Annotated in this window: 18 protein-coding genes and 1 pseudogene; 8 read left to right on the top strand and 11 right to left on the bottom strand. The window is 60.9% G+C overall.

Translation table 11 applies throughout. From position 1 onward, the window contains the following. Positions 1 to 131: 131 nt before the first annotated feature. Entirely contained in the window at positions 132 to 1,052 is a 921-nt protein-coding gene (locus tag NY023_RS10330) for a LysR substrate-binding domain-containing protein (RefSeq protein WP_003260436.1), read from the bottom strand. A 159-nt stretch (positions 1,053 to 1,211) separates the two neighbouring features. On the opposite strand from NY023_RS10330, the gene NY023_RS10325 reads away from it, so the two are divergent. The 7 genes from NY023_RS10325 (at position 1,212) to NY023_RS10295 (ending at position 6,709) form a co-directional block, all read left to right on the top strand. Then, on the top strand, positions 1,212 to 2,000 hold the full coding sequence (locus NY023_RS10325; RefSeq protein WP_013971962.1) for a YqcI/YcgG family protein: 789 nt from the start codon (positions 1,212 to 1,214) through the stop codon (positions 1,998 to 2,000). Between the two features lie 2 nt (positions 2,001 to 2,002). Beyond that, the gene (locus NY023_RS10320) at positions 2,003 to 2,629 is read left to right on the top strand and encodes a LysE family translocator (protein WP_013971961.1); all 627 of its coding nucleotides are present in this window, start codon (positions 2,003 to 2,005) and stop codon (positions 2,627 to 2,629) included. Positions 2,630 to 2,668: 39 nt separating this feature from the next. Next, positions 2,669 to 3,751, top strand: coding sequence for a hypothetical protein (locus NY023_RS10315; protein ID WP_023661420.1), 1,083 nt, complete (start codon positions 2,669 to 2,671; stop codon positions 3,749 to 3,751). A gap of 138 nt (positions 3,752 to 3,889) precedes the next feature. Beyond that, complete coding sequence (locus tag NY023_RS10310; RefSeq protein WP_013971959.1) at positions 3,890 to 4,585, top strand: hypothetical protein; 696 nt, start codon at positions 3,890 to 3,892, stop codon at positions 4,583 to 4,585. 221 nt (positions 4,586 to 4,806) lie between these two features. Further along, positions 4,807 to 5,499 carry an AzlC family ABC transporter permease gene (locus tag NY023_RS10305; RefSeq protein WP_013971958.1) on the top strand — a complete coding sequence of 231 codons (693 nt, stop codon included), beginning with the start codon at positions 4,807 to 4,809 and terminating at the stop codon, positions 5,497 to 5,499. Continuing rightward, positions 5,496 to 5,810: an AzlD domain-containing protein gene (locus NY023_RS10300; protein ID WP_013971957.1), complete on the top strand. Its 315-nt coding sequence runs from the start codon at positions 5,496 to 5,498 to the stop codon at positions 5,808 to 5,810. Before NY023_RS10305 ends, NY023_RS10300 begins: the two co-directional genes overlap by 4 nt. Continuing rightward, positions 5,807 to 6,709, top strand: a complete 903-nt coding sequence (locus tag NY023_RS10295; protein WP_013971956.1) for an AraC family transcriptional regulator — start codon at positions 5,807 to 5,809, stop codon at positions 6,707 to 6,709. Before NY023_RS10300 ends, NY023_RS10295 begins: the two co-directional genes overlap by 4 nt. Here the strand turns inward: NY023_RS10295 and dinB are convergent. The 5 genes and pseudogenes from dinB to speD all read right to left on the bottom strand — a co-directional run bounded on the left by dinB (position 6,657) and on the right by speD (position 12,795). Beyond that, positions 6,657 to 7,766 (bottom strand): DNA polymerase IV, encoded by a 1,110-nt coding sequence (gene dinB, locus NY023_RS10290; RefSeq protein WP_024086653.1) that lies wholly within the window; start codon positions 7,764 to 7,766, stop codon positions 6,657 to 6,659. The genes NY023_RS10295 and dinB overlap by 53 nt on opposite strands. Further along, complete coding sequence (locus tag NY023_RS10285; protein ID WP_013971954.1) at positions 7,759 to 9,807, bottom strand: ornithine decarboxylase; 2,049 nt, start codon at positions 9,805 to 9,807, stop codon at positions 7,759 to 7,761. The genes dinB and NY023_RS10285 overlap by 8 nt, the downstream gene beginning before the upstream one ends. Further along, a pseudogene (locus tag NY023_RS10280) lies at positions 9,785 to 11,001 on the bottom strand (MFS transporter). The gene NY023_RS10285 and the pseudogene NY023_RS10280 overlap by 23 nt, the downstream one beginning before the upstream one ends. 14 nt (positions 11,002 to 11,015) lie before the next feature. Next, entirely contained in the window at positions 11,016 to 12,422 is a 1,407-nt protein-coding gene (locus tag NY023_RS10275; protein WP_013971952.1) for a coproporphyrinogen-III oxidase family protein, read from the bottom strand. Then, a complete protein-coding gene (speD, locus tag NY023_RS10270) occupies positions 12,406 to 12,795 on the bottom strand; it encodes an adenosylmethionine decarboxylase (protein WP_013971951.1) in 390 nt (129 codons plus the stop codon). Before speD ends, NY023_RS10275 begins: the two co-directional genes overlap by 17 nt. A gap of 535 nt (positions 12,796 to 13,330) precedes the next feature. Here speD and NY023_RS10265 point away from each other — a divergent pair. Next, positions 13,331 to 13,558 carry a hypothetical protein gene (locus NY023_RS10265; protein ID WP_003250422.1) on the top strand — a complete coding sequence of 76 codons (228 nt, stop codon included), beginning with the start codon at positions 13,331 to 13,333 and terminating at the stop codon, positions 13,556 to 13,558. 127 nt (positions 13,559 to 13,685) lie between these two features. Here the strand turns inward: NY023_RS10265 and NY023_RS10260 are convergent, their stop codons facing one another. The 5 genes from NY023_RS10260 to NY023_RS10240 form a co-directional block, all read right to left on the bottom strand. Next, the gene (locus NY023_RS10260; protein WP_013971950.1) at positions 13,686 to 14,168 is read right to left on the bottom strand and encodes a copper chaperone PCu(A)C; all 483 of its coding nucleotides are present in this window, start codon (positions 14,166 to 14,168) and stop codon (positions 13,686 to 13,688) included. After that, positions 14,169 to 14,777 carry an SCO family protein gene (locus NY023_RS10255; protein WP_024086651.1) on the bottom strand — a complete coding sequence of 203 codons (609 nt, stop codon included), beginning with the start codon at positions 14,775 to 14,777 and terminating at the stop codon, positions 14,169 to 14,171. 221 nt (positions 14,778 to 14,998) lie between these two features. Further along, a complete protein-coding gene (gene nfuA / locus NY023_RS10250; protein ID WP_003250416.1) occupies positions 14,999 to 15,583 on the bottom strand; it encodes a Fe-S biogenesis protein NfuA in 585 nt (194 codons plus the stop codon). A gap of 58 nt (positions 15,584 to 15,641) precedes the next feature. Continuing rightward, positions 15,642 to 16,676 carry an acyltransferase family protein gene (locus NY023_RS10245; protein WP_013971948.1) on the bottom strand — a complete coding sequence of 345 codons (1,035 nt, stop codon included), beginning with the start codon at positions 16,674 to 16,676 and terminating at the stop codon, positions 15,642 to 15,644. A 235-nt stretch (positions 16,677 to 16,911) separates the two neighbouring features. Further along, complete coding sequence (locus NY023_RS10240; protein ID WP_044047233.1) at positions 16,912 to 19,212, bottom strand: fatty acid cis/trans isomerase; 2,301 nt, start codon at positions 19,210 to 19,212, stop codon at positions 16,912 to 16,914. Positions 19,213 to 19,365: the final 153 nt, after the last annotated feature.

Here is a 19,365-nt window from a genome sequence, read left to right as displayed (position 1 = left end):
TCGACCTCTGAATCGTTTGTTGTGCTGATTGCGGGATTCTACCGCTGACGCACCGTCGCAGCGCATTTTGTTGGGGCCAGCAGGTGTTTGCCGAAATATTGTCAGCGCCGGGCGCTTGCTCGAACGCGTGTTCAACCGTACAGGTAATTGATGTCCTTGCAGGGCAGCGGTGGCACCTGGCCAAGCAGGAACTCGCGCAGCTTGTGCATCTGCCGCGCCTTGGGGCTGGCCTTGAGCCAGGTCATGTAATAGCCGTCGCCGGTGGCCACCGCGTGCTTGAACGGCGTGACCAGGCGCCCGGCCAACAGGTCGGCGCTGGCCAGCACCAGGTCGACCACCGATATACCCAGGCCTTGCTGTGCGGCCGAGATGCCCTGGTCGAGGGTATCGAACACTTGCCCGTGATCGATGCTGATGTCCAGCGCATCCATGCGAGCCAGCCAGCGCCGCCAGTCTCGTCGGTCAGGGGACGGGTGCAGGAATTCGCACTGGGCCAGGTCGGCAAGGTCCGGTTGTGCCTGGGCCATGTAATCCGGGTGGCACACCGGGATCAGCCATTCATCGAACAGCTTGAAACTCTCGATATCGGCGGGAAAACGCCCGTTGGCCAGGAGGATCGCACAGTCGTAGGGCTCGGAATAGAAGTCCACGCTGTCGATGTCCATCCACACGCTGGACAGCTGCACGCTGCAGTTGTCCTCGGTCTTCTTGAACGCATCCAGCGCCCGCAGCAGCCAGCGCACGGTGAGCGTGGACGGCGCCTTCAGGCGCAGGCCGTAGCGGTCCTGACGCAGCAGGGCGCAGGCATTTTCGATGATCTTGAAGCCAACCTTGAGTTCCTGCGCCAGCAGGCGGCCGTGCTCGGTCAGGGCCAGCTTCGGCCCGCGGCGTTCGAACAGGTCGCAGCCGAACATGGCTTCGAGGGTCTTGATGTGGTGGCTGACGGCGCCCTGGGTCAGGGCCAGCTCTTCCGCTGCACGGGTAAATGAGCCATAGCGAGAGGCCACCTCGAAGGCACGCAGCGCGTGCAAAGCCTGAATCCGTTCCGACATGGCGACGCCCCGAGCATGAGTAAGACTAATAGTAGGTCATAGTTCCACGCGTTTTACAACGCCAAGGACGTCTCGGAAAATGCGGGTAAATAATAAACATAACCAAGATCCTGCCTGCATGTGACTTGAACGTTCATCAAATTTACGCCTGGGGAAATCATGTCGACGGGTTATGGAACTTGCTATCGCCTGGATGCGCTAGAGCTGGCCGCTGACCATGTGCGCAACGCGCGACATTGGACCTACAAAGCCGTAGAACATTTTCGCAGTGTCCTCGCCAACCCCGAGTTCCCCTGCCTGTTCGGCCGCAAGGCGGTAAACGGCGCAACCTGCCACATCCTCTTCGCCCGCGCCGGGCAGCTGGCCGATGACATCGCCATGGGCCTGGCCGACTACGTGCGCACCGTCGCACCTATCCCACCCAAGCAGCGTATCGGCAGCCCACTGGTGGTGTTTCTCGAAACTGCCGCCGACTACACCCTGGCCGAGCAACAGGCGCTGGCCTGGAAGGTGTTGCGTGGCGTGCACGCGCGCGACCCGCATCCCTGGCCGCAGGGCATCCCGACCGACCCCGACGACAATGCCTGGTCGTTCTGCTTTGCCGGCATGCCGCTGTTCATCAACATGAACTTCCCCGGCCACCAGCAGATGAAAAGCCGCAACCTGGGGCCACACATCACCTTCGTCATCAACCCGCGGGCGAACTTCGACGAAGTGGCCAACGTCAACACCGAAAGCGGCCATCGTATCCGCGAACGCATCCGCGAGCGCGTGCACCACTACAACGACGGCGTCATGCCCGACACCCTTGGCTTCTTCGGCGATGCCGACAACTACGAGTGGAAGCAGTACCAACTGCAGGAGGCAGGGTCGCTCAACCCGTCCCGCTGCCCGTTCCACGCCCATGCCGTACAGCCGGCAACACCCGACATACTGATCGAGACCTGACCGTGAATACCGCACTCACCGCTACCTATGCCCTTACTGTCCTGCTACTGATCGCCACCCCCGGCCCGGTGGTGGCACTGATCGTCAACACCGCGGCCTCCTCCGGCTCACGCAAGGCCATGTTCACCGCTGTCGGCACCAACTGGGCATCACTGGTGCTGATCGGCGCAGCGGCCTGGATCATTCTCACCAGCGCCGCCATCGACAAGGCCTGGCTCAGTGCCATGAGCCTGCTGGGTTGCCTGTTCATCGGCTACATCGCCGTCGGCACGTTGCGGGAAGCCCTGCAGGCGCCTGCAGCCGAGGCGCCAAGCGACCTCGCCAAGCCTGGCCGCGGCGGGCTGCTGCAAGGTTTCATGGTGGGCATCTCCAACCCGAAGGACATCATCTTCTTCATCGCCTTCTTCCCGCAGTTCATCCAGATTACCGAGTCATTCGGCAAGAGCATGGTGGTGCTGTCGTTGCTGTGGGTGGCCATCGATTTTGCCGTGCTCAGCCTTTACATCTTCGCCATCGGCAAGATCGCCTCGCAACGCAGCAACCGCATGATCAGCCTGGCCTCGGGGGTCGCCCTGCTGCTGATTGCCGCCGGCGGCCTGCTGTACAACGTCAGGGAGCTGGCGGCCTGAATGTGATGCACGGTGCCCGCTGCGAGAGAAGGAGAACCCATGACTGCGATTGACACGAGCCCTTCACCTTCGCCGTTGCAACAGGACTACCAGCGCTTTCTGCTGCTGGGCAGCCGGCGTGCCCCGCACACCGTGCATGTGCACGAAACCGGCTACCGCTCCGGCACCATCAACACCGATGCCCTGGGCCTGCGTTACAGCCATTGCGCCGGCAAGCGTTTTTCGGTAGCCGAACGCGGTGGTGCATCACGTATCAACCTGCTGGTCGGCGGTTCCGCCGCGCTGGGCATCGGAGCCAGCTCAGACGAACACACGGTGGCCTCGCACCTGTCGATGCTTACTGGCGAAGTCTGGCTGAGCCTGGCCGGCTGCGGGCTCAATGCGAGCCAGGAGCTGCTGATGTTCCTGACCCACCAGCACCGCCTTGGCCAGCTTGGCCATGTGGTGGTGCTAAGCGGCCTCAACACCCTGGCCCACGAAGCCCTCTGCGAAGTCCTCGCCAGCCTGAACGACCCGCGGCAAGCCAAGGCCTATCAGGACTTTCTCAACAGTTTCAGCGAAGGCATGCAGCCCACTACAACGCCACGTCGGCAATCGCTGTGGCGGCGCATCGGTCAGGCGTTGGCCACGCCCCCGGCCGTGACACCTGCCGCCTGGTCGCTGTCGCCTCCGGAAAAGCGCCTCACCCGGGCCGCCGACAACATTGGCCGGACCTTGCGCCAATGGGACCGGCTGCTGGCAGACAGCCATTCCACCCTCACCTTCATCCTGCAGCCGTTGCTGCCCTGGTGCCGGGATAGCCTGCCCGCTGGCGAGGAGGCAATGCTGAATGCGCTGCAGCGGCAACCGGCGAATTTCGACCGGCTGCTGGACGGCGCATTCGACAGCCAGTTGCACTCGGCCTTCTTCCGCCGCATCAAGAGCCAGGCCGACCCGGTGCCTTGCTACGACATGAATTGCATGCTCAGCAGCTCACCGGTGTTCGGCGCCGACCTGTTCATCGATCGCCTGCATCTGAACGATCTGGGCAACAATGCCCTGGCCAAGGTCATTACCGCCAAGCTTGGCCTGGCCCAAGAAAAACATGCCCAGCGCAAGGTCACACCGATCAAGCTCGTCTGACAGTTGCCGGGTGGTCTTCCGGCCAGGCCCTTTGGGTGGCTAGAATAGGCCGTCGTTCCGATCTGCCCGAGGCGCACGCTTGACCGCCATGAACATCGAAGCCATCCATCAGTACCTGGCACCCCTTGGGGCTTGCCTGTGAGCCGCATGCTTCGCTTGCCCCCACTGTTGATCGCCCTGATGCCACTGGCTGCGCACTCGCTGGAAGTGCGCATCGACCCTCATGCCGACCTGCTCTACCGCCAGGCCTTGCCCCTGCTGGAGCAGGCCGACAACCAGGACGACGGCGCCAGCACGCTGCGTACGACCGTCGGCGGCGACCCGGAGCTCAGCCGCCAGGGCCAGGCCATGGCCCACACCCTGCCGACCGCGGTCGCCTTGCTGAAAAAGTCCGTGGAGCTGGGCCACCCGGTCGCACAGTACCGCCTGGCGCTGTACTACATGACCTACCTGCCCGCCGCGCAAATCCCGGATGCCGCCTGCCCGTTGCTCGAAGCCAGCCTCAGGCAGGGCTTTGCCGCACCGGCGCCGGCCATCGCCACCTGGTGCCCTCCCTACAACGCCAGCAGCGAGTACCGTACTGCGCTGGAGGCCATCCCCAACATGGCCACCGTGTATGCGCCCTACTACCCGCAACCGGCCACGCACCTGGCCTGCAACCGCAACCGGCCACAAGGCCTGGAAATGCAGTGGGGGCGCCAGCGCGACTACCAGGCCGAGGTATACCGCCTGCTCGGCGACCTGGACCCGCAGCACCGCCAGAGCCTGCTGCAGAAGGCTGTGGATACCAACGGCTGCGTGACGGCGCAGCAGCACCTGACCAGCCATCCCTGACCATCAGCAGTCGCGAACCTCTGTGGGAGCGGCCTTGTGTCGCGAAAGGGGCGCGCAGCGGCCCCACGATTTCAGCTTCGCTGCAAATATTGCCGGGGCCGCTCTGCGGCCCTTTCGCGACACAAGGCCGCTCCCACAAGGTCGAGACCAGCAAGATCGTTCAAGCCATCCCCCGCCCCGTCTGGCATGCTGGCCTGCCAAGTACACGCACTGCAGCCACCATGCCCCACATCGCCCGCCAAGCCTTTCTCCACGGCGCCATCGCCATTCTCCCGTTGTCCCTGGCCGTTGCCCCCTGGGGCCTGCTGGCTGGCTCCATGGCCATCGAGGCCAACCTCAGCGCCTGGGAGGGGCAAGGGCTTTCGGCCATCGTCTTCGCCGGTGCCGCGCAACTGGTGGCGATCGGCATGCTCAAGGGCGGCGCCAACCTGGCGTCGATCCTGTTGACTACCCTGCTGCTGACCTCGCAGCACCTGCTGTATGGCCTGACGATGCGCCCGGTGCTGTCCAGCCAGCCGCTGCGTTGGCGCCTGGGCCTGGGCTTCCTGCTCACCGACGAGTTCTTCGCCCTGACCAGCCAGTACGACCAGCAGCAGTTCAACCGCTGGTACGCCCTGGGCGTGGGCCTGACCTTCTACGTCGCCTGGAACCTGTTCACCCTGGCCGGCATCCTGCTGGGGCAGAATATTCCGCACCTGGACCAGCTCGGCCTGGACTTTTCCATCGTCGCCACTTTCGTCGCTCTGATCGCGCCACTGGTGCGCAACCTGGCCACACTTGTATGCGTGGCAGTGTCGCTGTTCTGTTCGGTGCTGTTCAGCTACTGGCACTGGGAAACCGCCTTGGTGGCCGCAGGCCTGCTGGGCATGAGCGCCGGTTTCGTCTGCCAGAAATTCGCCGGAGCCCGCGCATGACCTGGGTCCTGATTTTTGCCATGGGCGCCATCGTGTTCCTCAACCGCTATGCGTTCCTGGAGCCGCGCCTGCCCTTGCGCCTGAGCTCCAACGCCAGGCAGTTCCTCGGCTTTGCCGTGCCAGGCATGCTCACCGCGATATGCGGCCCGATCATCTTCATGCCCGAGCACCAGCTGGACCTGAGCCTGCTCAACCCTTACCTGCTGGGTTCGCTGGTGGCCATCGCCCTGGTGCTGTTGACCCGCAGCGTGTTGCTGAGCATGCTGGTGAGCATGTTGATCTTCTTCCTCTTGCGCAGCTGGCTGGCATGAGCACGCCCCTGCGCGAACAGACACACCTCTGGCAGGCGCCGGCACTGGGCGACGTCGAGATGCTGCACGCGCGCTATTTCCAGCAGCGCTTCGCCCCGCATGTGCATGAAGGCTATGTGTTCACCGTGATCGAGTCGGGCGCCCAGCGCTTCTGGCATCGCGGCAGCGAGCACCTGGCGCCGGTCGGCAGCATGGTGCTGATCAACCCCGACGAGCTGCACACCGGGGCCACCGCCCACGAAGCGGGCTGGCGCTACCGAGGGTTCTACCCGGAACATGAACGGGTAACTGGGGTGCTCGACGAACTGGAACTGGGCCGCCACGGCATGCCCAGCTTCAAGGACAGCGTGATCCACGACTCGGCTCTGGCGCTTGCCTTCAGCCAGTTGCACCAGCTGTCCGAAGCCGGCGCCAGTGCCCTGCAGCAGCAGACCGCCTGGCGCCAGGCGGTGCTGGCCCTGGTGCAACGGCACGGGCAATGCGCCGAACCTGCCGCCCCTGGCCACGAACCGCTGGCAGTGGCCCGCGCCCGTGAGCTGCTGGAAAGCCAACTGGCCGACCCACCCTCGCTCGAAGCTCTGGCGGCGGCTGTCAACCTGTCACCGTTCCACTTCGCCCGGGTGTTCCGCCAGGCCACCGGCCTGCCGCCACATGCCTGGTTGAAACAGCGGCGCCTGGCCCGTGCGCGGGAAATGCTCAAGCTTGGCTGGGCTGCCTCGGACGTGGCGTTCGACCTGGGCTTTGCCGACCAGAGCCATTTGAGCCGGCAGTTCAAGCAGGCTTACGGTGTGTCGCCGGGGGCCTATCGGCAAGCATGTGTTCATTCGATCGTGCCAACCAAGCGACTCAAAACGCCAGCTCGAGCTGCAAGGGGTCCGGCAGACTCCTTCGAATCCTGACGGCAACACCTACCAGACGCACCGCTCGCCCTTGCCGTTTGGTATCCCAAAGCATGCGACATAGCCCCTGTATGACCTGCGGCTGTAAAGTCAGGGCGGGCGCCTCGGCACTGGCAATGGAGAAATCGGAGAACTTGAGTTTGACCAGATTCCTGACAATGGGCGGCGTAGGGCCAAGCGCTTCCAGGCGGATGGTTAAGGCCGCCAGCAATCCATCCAGCTCTCTGGCACAACTGGCAAAGTCATCACAGTCGCTGGGCAACGTATGTTCGACTCCCAAGGACTGGACACCTCCGGGCTTCCCTTCATAGCCCTCCAAGCCTCGGCAACGCTCCCACACATAGAAACCGTGCGCACCAAGGTGCCGCAACAGAGCCGGTATCATGTCGTCAGTAACATCAGTACATTTCAGACATCCTAAAGCCTGCAACACGCCCCATGTCCTGGGCCCCACCCCAGGGATCTTGCGAATATCCACATTGGCGAGAAAAGCCTGCACCTGATCGGGTGCAATGACGAACTGGCCATTGGGTTTGTTCACTTCCGAGGCCATTTTCGCCAGATACTTCAAAGGCGCGACACCCGCGGAGGCTGTCAACTGCAGTTCCTGCTCGATCGTAGCCCGGATGCGGCTTGCCATATGCGTTGCCGAACCGTTGCAGTGCATCTGCCCTGTCACATCCAGCGTGGCCTCATCCAGCGAGAAAAACTCGACGCCTGGGGTATAGCGCCGAAAAATGTCCTCCAGCCTGCGAGTCACTGCCTCATACCGCTCGAAGCGCACAGGCAATAGCACCAAATCCGGACATAGACGTTGCGCAGTGGCAGTTGCCATTCCGCTTCTGACACCAAACCGCCTGGCAACATAGTTGGATGTACTGATCACTCCCCTGTCTATCGCCTTGCCACCGACAGCGACCGGCCGCCCACGCAGCCATGGGGCATCCAGCAGTTCGACGGCGACGAAGTAGGAGTCCATGTCGACGTGAATGAACTTACGTCCTTGACCTTGCGGTTGCGTGAGTGCGCCACCCAGCGGTTGAGAGCGTTCAGTCAAGCACGAACACTCCGAACAAGACCGAACCATCGGCATCGCCAATCCTGTGCACACCCTGAATGTGCGGCGCGAATTCGGGGTACTGCGCAGACAAATCCTCCACTGCTTGCAGATAGCCAACCAACGTAGCTGTCCAGCACTCACCGGGAGTGATGCACATGATCCCGGGTGGGTAGGGAATAACGCCTTCGGCCGCAACCCTGCCTGCAACCTCCGAGATCCTCTGCAAGCTGGCCTCTCCACGCACGAACCGTTGGTTGGCCTGGTAAGGGGAGCAATTTTCCTGCGCAGCGCCCATGGCACTGAAAATCTCACTCTGCCGCAGCTCAACCTGATGTATGCGATAGAGCGCTCTGATGCGCTCCCCTAGCTCAGCGATGGACAGGCCCTGATAGGGTGCCGAAGCCGCACGTAGCGAAGGCAGCAGTTGCAGCACCGCAGTGCCATTGAGCCAATGCGCTTCGAAATCCTCCAAAGCGCCCACCAACCTGTTCAAGGTGGCACTGTCGCTGGACGGTGTCATCAGCAGGGTAAACGTGAAGAAGTCTGTTTTCTCCGGAGTAAAACCGCAATCTCGCAGATACTGGGCAACAATGCATGCCGGAATCTCTGACTGCCCTCGGGTGGTGAAGATGGCTTTGCATGGGTCGACATAGTGCAAGCCAGGCTCTATGGCCAACACACCCTGCGCCTGGTATTCAAGCGAAGTCTGCAATACAGGCGGCATCAGTGGCCGGATCAACCGACAACGGTGTACGACCTGATCGCGCAACGCCTGCGCACTGGCCAGCGCTTGCCGCCAGTGGCGCTCGCCCTCACCGTCGGCGAGTATGGCTGCATTCACTTCCAGCGACATGAACAAGGGATACGACGGGCTGGTCGAAGCGTGCTGCATGAATGCTGCGTTGAACATTGGCCGTGTGCAATAACGGCGCAGGTGGCTGATATGCTGGTCTTTCTTGTGAATCTGTGAAGTCTGGGAAAGCCCTGACATCTGCTTGTGCACCGATTGCGTCACAACAATGCCGGGAGAGCTGTCAGTCAATTGCACGCCCAGCGGCGATAAATCGGCCAGTGCGGGAACGAAAGGTTCATACCCAGCCCAGGCGCCATCGAACAGTACGTATTCACATAGATGCCCAATTCGCGCCAATATTGCCGCAGCATCGACCACCACCCCATCACAAGTCGCCTGCTGGATTACCGCCAGACGAAAGGGCCTGGGTTCTCCCGCCCGGCGCTCACAGATCTGCCCCACCCGGCTGCGCAAGTGGCCCTCATCCAGGGCACCTACTCGGTAGCCACCCAGCAGCCCCCGCTCATCTCGCACATTATCCAGGTACACCGGCAAAGCGCCGCACTGGACCAAGGCACCGAGAAACACCGACTTGTGGTTGTTGCGATCCATCAGCACCAGGTCGCCAGCTGCCAACAGCGCACTGGCAACGACCTTGTTGGCAGTGGACGTGCCATTGAGCACGAACCAGGTATCGTCAGCACCAAAAACCCTTGCAGCCAATTGCTCGGCCTCTTGGACCGGGCCTTCGTGGCCTAATACATCACCCAGTTCAGGCGCTGCATGGGGTACATCCACGTGGAACACTTCAGGCCCCAGCAACTGCCTGAAACGGGCTCCAGCGGGATGCTGCTGCAAACAGGCTCCTCCCTGGTGACCTGGGCAGGCAAAGGTTGGCCGACGCATGTCGACAAAAGACGCAACCGCACGTGTGAAGGGAGGCAGTACCTGGTGTTCAAAGGTGAGTGCAGCCGCCATTAGCCGGGCCCTGTCAGGCTCCGACAGCGGCACGCTCAGCCTTCGCTCATCGCCGTCTGCCAGGCCATTCACACCTTCCGAGGCAATGAAAAGTGGTAAACGCCAGCGCGTAACCGCCTCAAGTACAATCGCTTGCAGCGCATCCTCCGGCGTCAAGAACAAGGCAGAAGCGAGTGCGAGATTAGCTGACGTATGAAAGGGCGCAGTCAGCACACCGTCCCATGCGTCAACATCGAGCGCCACGCTATATACGATTGTCGGGGTCATCGGCATTTCCTTTCAGGTTCCAGTGCACAGGCGCGATGAACAGCATCAGCGTCATCCAGATGAAGGTTGCCGGCCCCGCAAGCACAAACACCAAACTGGCAACCAGGCCTGAAACGGCATCACCAATGACGGCCGTGAAGTAATAAAGGGAAAAATTCCTGCCCACCTCATGCTCATTCGACAAGCACTGGATGTTGGTCACGATAGCGATATCGACAAACGCACCGATCAAGCCGACCAGGAACAAGACCGACAGAAACAGCCAGCTGTTGATCTGCAGCGCCACTGCTGCAGCCAAAAACAATGCGCCGTATAGCAGCCAATAACGCAACACCAATCGTGCGGTTGTGCGCGGATTGAAACGTGTGTAGAGCACGCCCCCCAGAACAGTACCCGCTGCAAGCAATGAAAGTACGTAACCTACCGCTGCCTCGGAAGCGAAATGCTCCAGCACCGAAGCCGGAAGGATGAAGCGAATGACCGACGTGGCAAACATCGCGCAGAGCGTGGTGCAACCAATAACGGCAAACAACGGTGCATTGTTGCCCCTTAGCTGACATACACTGCGTGCAGCATCGCGGACGATGGCACGCCCATCGAAGGCTTGCCTGGCACTTTGCCCACCTGGCCCCAATGTGGCGATGGAGATAGCCGACAGCACCAGACATGTCGCAAAAAACAAGAACGTTGCTTCGCGAGAAAGCACTATTACGCAGACCGAAAAAACCAGCGGGCCGATAATCGAGGCAGCATCCTCGATCACCTGGACACCGCTGTTGACCGAGGCCAACTGGTCCGTTGCGACAATGTCCGGAAAATACGCGCGAAATGTCGGCACATAGAGGCACTCGAGCGCCGTCATGACCATTGCAAGACCAACCAATACAGGTAATACCGGGGTGAACAGGCCGAACAAGGCAAAGAAGGCAAGCGCCAAAAGGCCTTTGGCAACCTCGACTGCCAACAGTGTTTTCTTTTTTTCGGCGTTATCTGCCAACCAGCCACCCAATGGGGAAAATACAACGCTTGGCAAGTAACGAAAAAATAGGCGATGCCTATCAACAGCAGATCAGCATCGGTGAGGGACACAATGGCCACGGCAAACGCGGCTTCGAAAGCAAACTCACCACATTTGGAAAATCCATAGCCAAACGCCAGCGATCGCGTTCCGTAGTTAAGATTCAGCGCGTGCATACCTTATGTTTTCCTCAGCCAGCGGTATAGATCAACTCGTGCTCGGTGATGTCTCGCCCAGGCACATCAAGCCGCTCGAAAACCAGCTTCCTGAGAATGTCCTGCTCACTTGCTGGCATCAGGTAGAACATGATGTTGCTGTACCAGAGCCAACCGAGCCGCGTCAGCCGATAGAACCGTGAGTCCTCAAGCACCAGGCCTGCCTGTATCAATTCATCAAGCCGCCGCATCAGCGCTTCGGGCATGCGGCCCAGTTCAACCAGGCGTTTGTCGACTGAACCGTGATACGCCAGGCGAACTACCAGCGGCTTAACCACATCCAGCATCGGGTCATGCCTGCTCACTTGGCACAAGTGCTCCCCTTGCGCCATGCCTCGGGTGTATTTTTCGCGAGATGAAATATTGGTAATGACATGCTCCGCCACCGACGAGATAGCCCCCACACCGAAGCCCAGCAGGTCATGATCGGCATAGCCGTAGACATGCTCGTGATAGATGAAGGAGTAATCTTCGGCAAACAGCGCACTGCCAGCCCTGGGCCTGCGCACATAGCCGTGACCGTTGTAGGGAATATAGCCATATTGGCGCAGGTGCTCATCGAGCATGAACTTCATATTGAGCTTGCGCATGGCTGGCATTACGTCTGCAAAGCGGGATTTGATCTGCCTGTGCAATTTGACGGATGTTGCAGCGTTGTTGATGGGATAGATGTCGATATTGCTGACTCCTATCGCCACTGCCTTGTCAATGTCGGCAAGCGTCTGCTGCTCGTTACTGCCGTTCATGCCATAAAGGATGTCACAAAGCACATGCTCAAATTGGCTATTCAACAGCTCGGCCGTGCGTTCGATTTTGCCTATGTCCGGGTCAAGGTTGAACAGCTGTCGCCATTCGCGATCCGTCGTTTGCAAGCCAAATCGCGCATGGGTCACACCAATGGCAGCCAGTGCACGAGCGCGCTCCTCGGTGACACTTGTAACACTGAACTCGAATGAAAACTCCTGCACATCGCACATATCAAAATGACGATGCAGCACCTCGCCAATATCGTGGATGTTTCGCGGCGACAGCAGTGACGGTGTCCCACCGCCAAAAAATATGGCCCTGACCGGGACCGCCCTAAAGTCCATTGCTTGCGCCTTGTACTCGATTTCGCTAATCAGTGCCTGTGTATAGCGGTCTATGTCACTGGCACTCTTGTACAGACCCCGGGTAAACGGGCAGAACGAACAAATGGCCTCACAAAAAGGGATGTGAAAGTACAAGGCGCGTGAACGCGAAGCCTGATTGGCTGCGGACATCATCTCAGCGAATTGATACGGGGCCGGCTGGTAGACATTGCATGCTTGCGTCGGAAAGAAAAAATTGTACAGCGGAAACTGATAATCAAACTTCAACACCCCTCTATCGAGCAACTGCATGTTCCCCTCCCAGCCGGTCAGCTACTGCACTGCCGCGCAGCAAGGTTCTTTTGTTGACCTGTACGTCCGCACCAAAAAACCCCAAAATCCGATCATTGATCAAATCATTATTTTTTCCACACGTGTATACATCGATACTGATGTATTCGCGTTCAGGATAAGTATGGTAAGAGAGGTGAGACTCCGATAACAGAAAAATCCCGGTGACACCCTCGCCCCCTGAGGAAAATTTGTGAATCATATCGCTTATGATGTTAAACCCTGACGCCTGCAACGCGGTCAGAAAAAAGCGATGCAATTTTCTATCATTGCTCAGCAACTTTGCACTAGCACCCGTGATATCCCAAATGGTGTGGTAGCCACGATCATCCATAAAGCGTGCTCCTGCTCAAGGAAAATAAAGGGGTGGCACAAAGCCGCCCCCTTGCTCACCACATGCACACACCTTTGGTGGTGACACCGGTCACATCGGTCTTGAACAGCTCGATTGCAGATTTCATGTGTGAACTCCTTTCAGGTTTTTGGAATTACCCTTGCATCGCTTGGGCAACTAAAACCTAAGGCTAATCCAGTATCACACTCAACATCCAAGTTGTAACAGCGCCACAGCCTGTGAGTGGCTCGAACCAAGACCCAGGAACATTCCTACAAATACACTTCATGGAGGCGGGACATTGCCGAATGGGCAACCCTGCGAAACAGAGCACTTCAGTACATCGCTTCAAAATTACGACTGGCATACCGCACAGATCGCAACGACACCGGCTTTAAACACATTGCTTATAAGTAACGAGTTGTTGCAGCGCCTCAGAAGCCGCCATTTGCCGCTGCATCTGCGCCTGCTGCAAAGGCAGCAGTGCGGCGCTAACCCTCTGCTACACTGACAAGGCTGAATGGAGGATCCTGCCATGTCCGAAAGAGAGCTCACCACCCTCCTGTCGCTGATGAACCAGCGCCAGGCCTGCCTGAGCAGTGCCTGCAAGGAGATAGCCGACTGGATCGACCGGCAGGGCGACGTGCCCGCCGCCGGCAAGATCCGCGCAAGCCTCAAGGCTCTGGAGGCTGATGAGGCCCAGGTCCGCAAGACCCTGACCTCGCTGACCCTGGACAGACCGCTGCCCAGGTTTCGCAGCTGATTGAACCGGGGGCTGCCTGGCAGCCCATCGCGACACAAGGCCGCTCCCACAGGGGATACGCGTTCTCCTGTGGGAGCGGCCTTGTGTCGCGATGGGGCGCAAAGCGCCCCCAAAGGGTTCAGCCTGATCAGTGCTTCATGTGCATGTGATCATGCCCACCGCCCGCCTCGGCGTTGAGCGCACGCACTTCGGCCTGCACGTCCAGGGTTTCCTTGGCCCCCTTGGCATCTTCGATGGTCAGGGTCAGCGGCACTTTCTCGCCTTCCTTCACCTGGTTGTTCAGGCCCATCAGCATCACATGCAGGCTGTTCGGGTCGAGGGTCACCGCCTTGCCGGCCGGCAACTCGACCGCCTTGACCTCACGCATGCCCATCACATCACCGTTCATGGTCATCTCGTGCACCTGCACAGTCTTGGCCACAGGAGAAGCCACACCCACCAGCTTGCTGTCGCTGCTGGCGGTCAGGGTCATGAAGGCACCGGTGGACTGCTGGTGCGGCACGGTCGCACGCACCCAGGCGTCACTTACGGTGGTCTGGGCCAGGGCCGGCAGCGCCAGGCCCATCAGGACCAGGGCAGCCAGGCCGTGCTTGATCGGTTGCATCGACATTCAGCAGATCTCCATCAGAGTGACCAGGTCTTCGGCGCATTCCTGGGCGGTCAGGGAATGGCCCAGGCTCAGGCGCAGGGTGCCACGCGTATCGTAGACGTAGCTGGTGGACGAGTGAGAGACGGTATAGGTATCACCGGCCGGGACTTTCTCGTAGAACACCTTGAATTCCTTGGCCACCGCGGCGATTTCCTCGGGGGTGCCGGTCAGCGCGGTGAACGACGGGTCGAACGCCTTCACGTAGGCATCGAGCACTTCGGGGGTGTCACGTTCCGGGTCCAAGGTAATCAACACCACCTGGAACAGGTCGCGATCGCGGCCGCGCAGCAGCTTGCGGATTTGCGCCGCGCGCGCCAGGGTGGTCGGGCACACGGCCGGGCACTGGGTGAAGCCGAAGAAGATCATCGGCATGCTGCCGTAGAAACTCGACAGGGTGCGCACATTGCCTTGGGTGTCCTTGAGGCTGAACTTGCGCCCAAGGATTTCGTTGCTCATGTTCTTGCCGTACTTGAACTCGAGCCCCCGGGCCGGGCTGCAGCCTGCGAGCAGGCCAAGCCCGAGAACGCCCATCCCGGCGACAACTGCGCGCCGGGTATATAGATCATTCATGAAACCATCCTTTACAGGGAAGGTGCCGGCCCTCGGGACGGGCCGGTCGAAAAACCGGGGCATTCTGGCACGACACCCCGAGGGGTTCTACCCGACGAAGGCAAGGATCGGCTGCAGCCCTTTGAATACGGGCTGCGGCCTGTTGTCGCAGGGGTTGAAACAGTAACACTTTGTTGCTAAGGGAGTGTGTTCAACGCGATCCCTGTAGGAGCGCGTCATCCTCAGTAGTAGGCGTTCTCTTTCTGACTGTGGTCAGTCACGTCACGCACGCCCTTGAGTTCGGGAATACGCTCGAGCAGGGTGCGCTCGATGCCTTCCTTCAGGGTCACGTCGGCCTGGCCACAGCCTTGGCAACCACCACCGAACTGCAGCACGGCAATACCGTCGTCGACCACATCCACCAGGCTCACCTGGCCGCCGTGGCTGGCCAGGCCGGGGTTGATCTCGGTCTGCAGGTAATAGTTGATGCGCTCGTTGATCGGGCTGTCTTCGTTGACCATCGGCACCTTGGCATTCGGCGCCTTGATGGTCAGCTGGCCACCCATGCGGTCGGTGGCATAGTCGACCAGTGCGTCTTCCAGGAACGGCACGCTGACCGCGTCCAGGTAAGCGGTGAAGCTCTTCAGACCCACGGCGGTGTCGTCAGGCTTCTCTTCTCCCGGCTTGCAGTAGGCGATGCAGGTTTCGGCGTACTGGGTGCCCGGCTGGGTGATGAAAATGCGAATGCCGATGCCAGGCGTGTTCTGCTTGGAGAGCAGATCGGCCAGGTAGTCATGGGCGGCGTCGGTAATGGTTATAGCGCTCATGTAGGTTCCTCACAGACTTGCGGCCAAGTGTACGCCAACCCGGCCTTCGAACAAAGTCCTAGTATTTGACTCGGGAAAGCGCATATTCAGGGGCCCGCCCCCGTGGCGCCGCCAGCCAGGCCTGCATGCGCCGGTACAGGCCGCGCTCCAGCCACTGGTAGCTGAACCACGACATTAGTCCAATGGACGGCACGCACAGGGCGAACACCAGGTACGGGTTCAACTGCAGGCGCTGGCTGGCGAACCAGCCGGCGTACAGCACCAGCACATGGACCAGGTACACCGAATACGAACAGTCGCCCAGCGCCTTGAGCAGCCGGTTGCCGCGGAACACCGGCTCCAGGGCGACGAAGGCCAGCACGATCATTGCGCTCGGCACGCCCCAGTGCAGCAAGCGCCGGGAAGCGTCCAGGTGGTAGATGGCAAGGCCTGCCACCGCCAGCAACGCCAACGGCATCCAGCGGCCCTGGTGAATCAGCCCGCGACGGTGCAGCACGCCCAGGCCGATGCCTAGCAGGAATTCGTAGATGATGTCGTTGCTGTAGAAGCGGCTGAGCACGCCCAGCCCGCCCAGTATCTCGCTGGCCAGCAGCAGCGCGGCGGTGACCAGCAGCTGGTGATGACGCTGGCGCACCAGAAAGGCCAGGCCGAACAGCAGGTAGAAGAACATCTCGAAGTTCAGCGTCCAGCCCACGTTCAGGGTCGGGTACAAGCCATAGCCACCGGGGTTTTCCGCCGGGATGAACAGCAGCGACAGCAGCAGGTGGTGCCAGGTGAATGCCTGGTGCGGCATCCATTGGCTGAAGGCCAACAGCAGGGTTGCCATCAGCGCCGTGTAGAACCAGTAGGCCGGAATGATACGCAACGCCCGGTTGAGCAGGAACTGGCGGGGCTCGATGGCCTTGTCGCAGGTCGACAGGTAGATGACCAGCCCGCTTATGACGAAGAAGATGTCGACGCCTGCGGCGCCGCGGTCGGTGAGCAGTTGCCCGATGGGGCCGGAGGCTTGGAAGTCGAAGAAGATCTGCATGAAATGGTGGCAGACCACCACCCAGGCGGCGAACGCCCGCAGTGCCTGAAGCGAATACAGCATGGAGAACCCTGCAGTTGCCGGTGCATTGAGGCCCAGGCTCGAATGCAGGGGCGAGCGCTACGCGCTCGTTCGCGGGTAAACCCGCTCCCACCGGGTTAGCGCTGACCTCGAGAGCGGTGCCATACCTGTGGGAGCGGGTTTACCCGCGAAGGGCTGCAAAGCAGCCCCCTTGCAATCGATCAGGACCACCCAGCAAGTCCGACCGCAGGGTAATCGGAAAGGTCAGCCCAACCGATCAGAGGTTTTCGTAGCGGTTCATGTCCAGCACGCCCGCCTCGACCGGTTCGGTCTCCTTGATGAAGCTGTTCAGGTCATGGAAGTAGCGCCAGAACTCTGGGTGACTGCGACGCACACCCCAGCGCATGACGATGCGCTCGAACCTGGCCGGGTCATCTTTCGCATACTCCATGTCCTCGACGAACTCGGGTACATCCTTGGCCGGGATGTTGAAGATGAAGTTGGGGTAGCTGCTGAGCACGCCCGGGTACAGGGTCAGGGTATCCAGCCCCGGCTGGTAGCGGTACGCCTCGCCCAGCAGGAACGCCACGTTGCTGTGCGCGCGGTTGCGCAGCAGGCTGTACACCTGGCGCTGGCCGCCCTGCCCTTCGATGCGCAGCATGGTTGCCTCGGGCAGCTGGTTGATCACCTTCAACCCGGCAGCCGGGCGCGACACCAGGCGGCTGAGCGACTGCTCGGCATTGCGGAACTCTTCGCTGACCTGCGGCCGTGAACAGAACGCGCCCTGGCAGCGGTTGATGGGGTCGGGCGCGGCATTCAGGCTGCCGGTACGCTGCAGAAGCTTCAGGCCGAAGTCGCGCTTGGGGTTGCGCGGGTCGAGCTGGATGCCGCTCGGGGTGTCGGTGTCGATTTCTTCATAATCCATCCACATCTTTACCTTGCCGCTGTTCTGGTACCAGTCGCCGAGGATCGCCTTGCGCTGGTCGGCCGGCATCAGGCGCAGGAAGTTGACCTCGGCGCCGTTGCGGATAAGGTCGAAGTACAGGCGCGTCTGCAACTGGTGCGAGACGTTGCCGAACACATCGAAGTTGACCGCCAGCTGGTAATAGGTGCGCTCGAACAATGGGTAGTCGAACAGCCACACGGTCAGCGGCACATCACCGATCAGGCCCTTGGTCACCGAGGCGCTGTCGAAGTGGCGGAAAATGCTCAGCAACGCGTTGTCGTTACCGGCCCATAGCGTCGCCCAGCCCGGGGCCGGCATGTCGGCATAGGCTTCGCGGCGCAGTTTTTCGTACTCGTTGCGCTTGTCACGGTAGGCGTGCCACAGGCTCAGCACGCTGCCCACGTCATCGATCTGCCCAGGCATGGCCAGCAGCGGCGTGGCCTCCCCACGGTACTTGGCATCGGTGATGTAGCGGTCGTGGGCCGGCTCCTGGAACAACGCCCAGAAGTTGTCGCGGATCACGTCGGTGGCAATCTGCCCACGGCATACCGGGCCGCGGATGAAGGTGCGCACGAAGTATTCGGCGTTATCCAGCATGAACTGGTAGCGCGCCACTGCCGGGATCGCTTCGAAGGTTTCGAACGGGTTGGCCCGGTGGCGCGGGCCATAGCCTGGCAGTGCGGCGGCATGCCAGTCGCCGGCATAGAACAGTTGCTTGACCCGCTTGAGCTTCTGCGGCCCCATCGGGTAGGTGATGTGCGTCTTGTGCACGATCACGCCCTGCACCGGGATCAACCGGTAGTAGAAATCGGTGCCCGGCGGGTCATTGGGGCGGCGCGTGGCGATCAGGTCGACCGGCTGACCGCTCGGTGTACGCGAACGTACCCATTGGAAGAAGTGGCCCTGCTCGCCACCGACGAAGTAGATGTGCGCCAGGAACAGATGCTCGTACAGCCAGCGGCCGACCAGCGCCTCGGTGGAACCCGGGCGGTTGAGCAGCTCTTCCCAGTCGGCAATCTGCTTGGCTTCGGCCGCGCTTGGCTTGATCGGCTGGTACTCGACCGGCGCACCGGCGGCCAGCCAGCGGCGCATGGTGTCGTATTCCTTGTCGGTCAGGCCGGTTACCGCCAGTGGCATGCCTTCCTTGGGGTGGGCGCCGGCATAGGCATCGAACTCTTGCGGCAACGGGCACATGTTGTTGCGATTCAGGCCCAGGACGATTTCCTCGGGCAGCTTGGCATTGGGCGTGAGCGGGGTCTTGTGCCCCAGCTCGAGCATGCGCGCCATCAGCGCGGCCTGGCTGCCCTGGTTGTCGAGCACCGAGTAAAAGCCCTTCTTGCGCCACTCGCCCTCGCTGTGGGCGTCGTAGAACAGCCGCGTGGTGGGCACTGCCTTGCTGCGCTCGCCCTGATACACCGGCACCTTGGTGGCGCCGCGCACCGCGCCTTCGGGGCTTTCCAGCTTCAGCTGGCAGGCTGCGTCGTTGCAGGCGTGGCAGGCCACGCATTTCTCGGTGAAGATCGGTTGAATGTCCCGGGTGTAGGAAATAGCCGGGCTCGACTGGGGGGCTTGCCCGAACGCCACACTGCAGATGAGCAGGGCGAAAACGCCGGCAAGAATACGATGCACCATGTGCGGAAAGTCCTGGGTATTGAAAGCCATCACGATTTGTTGCCTGGTCGTCCTTGGGTGCTCTGCTTCGCCGACGCCCGCCCAACATGAGCCATTTTCATGCAAATGGGCGATGCGCCTAAAAACCGCGCAGCTTTGTTATGATTCTGCACC

The sequence above is a fragment of the Pseudomonas sp. NBB genome, assembly GCF_032701105.1.
Taxonomy (GTDB): Bacteria; Pseudomonadota; Gammaproteobacteria; order Pseudomonadales; family Pseudomonadaceae; genus Aquipseudomonas; species Aquipseudomonas asiatica.
Note: the sequence above shows the minus strand (reverse complement) of the source record. Positions and strands in the feature narration are given on the sequence as shown.

What these genes read in the sequence shown, in the direction of transcription:
- NY023_RS10295 (WP_013971956.1), top strand. Translation starts at nt 5,807, where the DNA reads ATGAGCACGCCCCTGCGCGAACAGACACACCTCTGGCAGGCGCCGGCA.
- NY023_RS10315 (WP_023661420.1), top strand. Translation starts at nt 2,669, where the DNA reads ATGACTGCGATTGACACGAGCCCTTCACCTTCGCCGTTGCAACAGGAC.
- speD (WP_013971951.1), bottom strand. Translation starts at nt 12,795, where the DNA reads ATGGATGATCGTGGCTACCACACCATTTGGGATATCACGGGTGCTAGT.
- NY023_RS10330 (WP_003260436.1), bottom strand. Translation starts at nt 1,052, where the DNA reads ATGTCGGAACGGATTCAGGCTTTGCACGCGCTGCGTGCCTTCGAGGTG.
- NY023_RS10300 (WP_013971957.1), top strand. Translation starts at nt 5,496, where the DNA reads ATGACCTGGGTCCTGATTTTTGCCATGGGCGCCATCGTGTTCCTCAAC.
- NY023_RS10265 (WP_003250422.1), top strand. Translation starts at nt 13,331, where the DNA reads ATGTCCGAAAGAGAGCTCACCACCCTCCTGTCGCTGATGAACCAGCGC.
- NY023_RS10275 (WP_013971952.1), bottom strand. Translation starts at nt 12,422, where the DNA reads ATGCAGTTGCTCGATAGAGGGGTGTTGAAGTTTGATTATCAGTTTCCG.
- NY023_RS10305 (WP_013971958.1), top strand. Translation starts at nt 4,807, where the DNA reads ATGCCCCACATCGCCCGCCAAGCCTTTCTCCACGGCGCCATCGCCATT.
- NY023_RS10325 (WP_013971962.1), top strand. Translation starts at nt 1,212, where the DNA reads ATGTCGACGGGTTATGGAACTTGCTATCGCCTGGATGCGCTAGAGCTG.
- NY023_RS10285 (WP_013971954.1), bottom strand. Translation starts at nt 9,807, where the DNA reads ATGACCCCGACAATCGTATATAGCGTGGCGCTCGATGTTGACGCATGG.
- NY023_RS10255 (WP_024086651.1), bottom strand. Translation starts at nt 14,777, where the DNA reads ATGAATGATCTATATACCCGGCGCGCAGTTGTCGCCGGGATGGGCGTT.
- NY023_RS10245 (WP_013971948.1), bottom strand. Translation starts at nt 16,676, where the DNA reads ATGCTGTATTCGCTTCAGGCACTGCGGGCGTTCGCCGCCTGGGTGGTG.
- NY023_RS10260 (WP_013971950.1), bottom strand. Translation starts at nt 14,168, where the DNA reads ATGTCGATGCAACCGATCAAGCACGGCCTGGCTGCCCTGGTCCTGATG.
- nfuA (WP_003250416.1), bottom strand. Translation starts at nt 15,583, where the DNA reads ATGAGCGCTATAACCATTACCGACGCCGCCCATGACTACCTGGCCGAT.
- NY023_RS10240 (WP_044047233.1), bottom strand. Translation starts at nt 19,212, where the DNA reads ATGGTGCATCGTATTCTTGCCGGCGTTTTCGCCCTGCTCATCTGCAGT.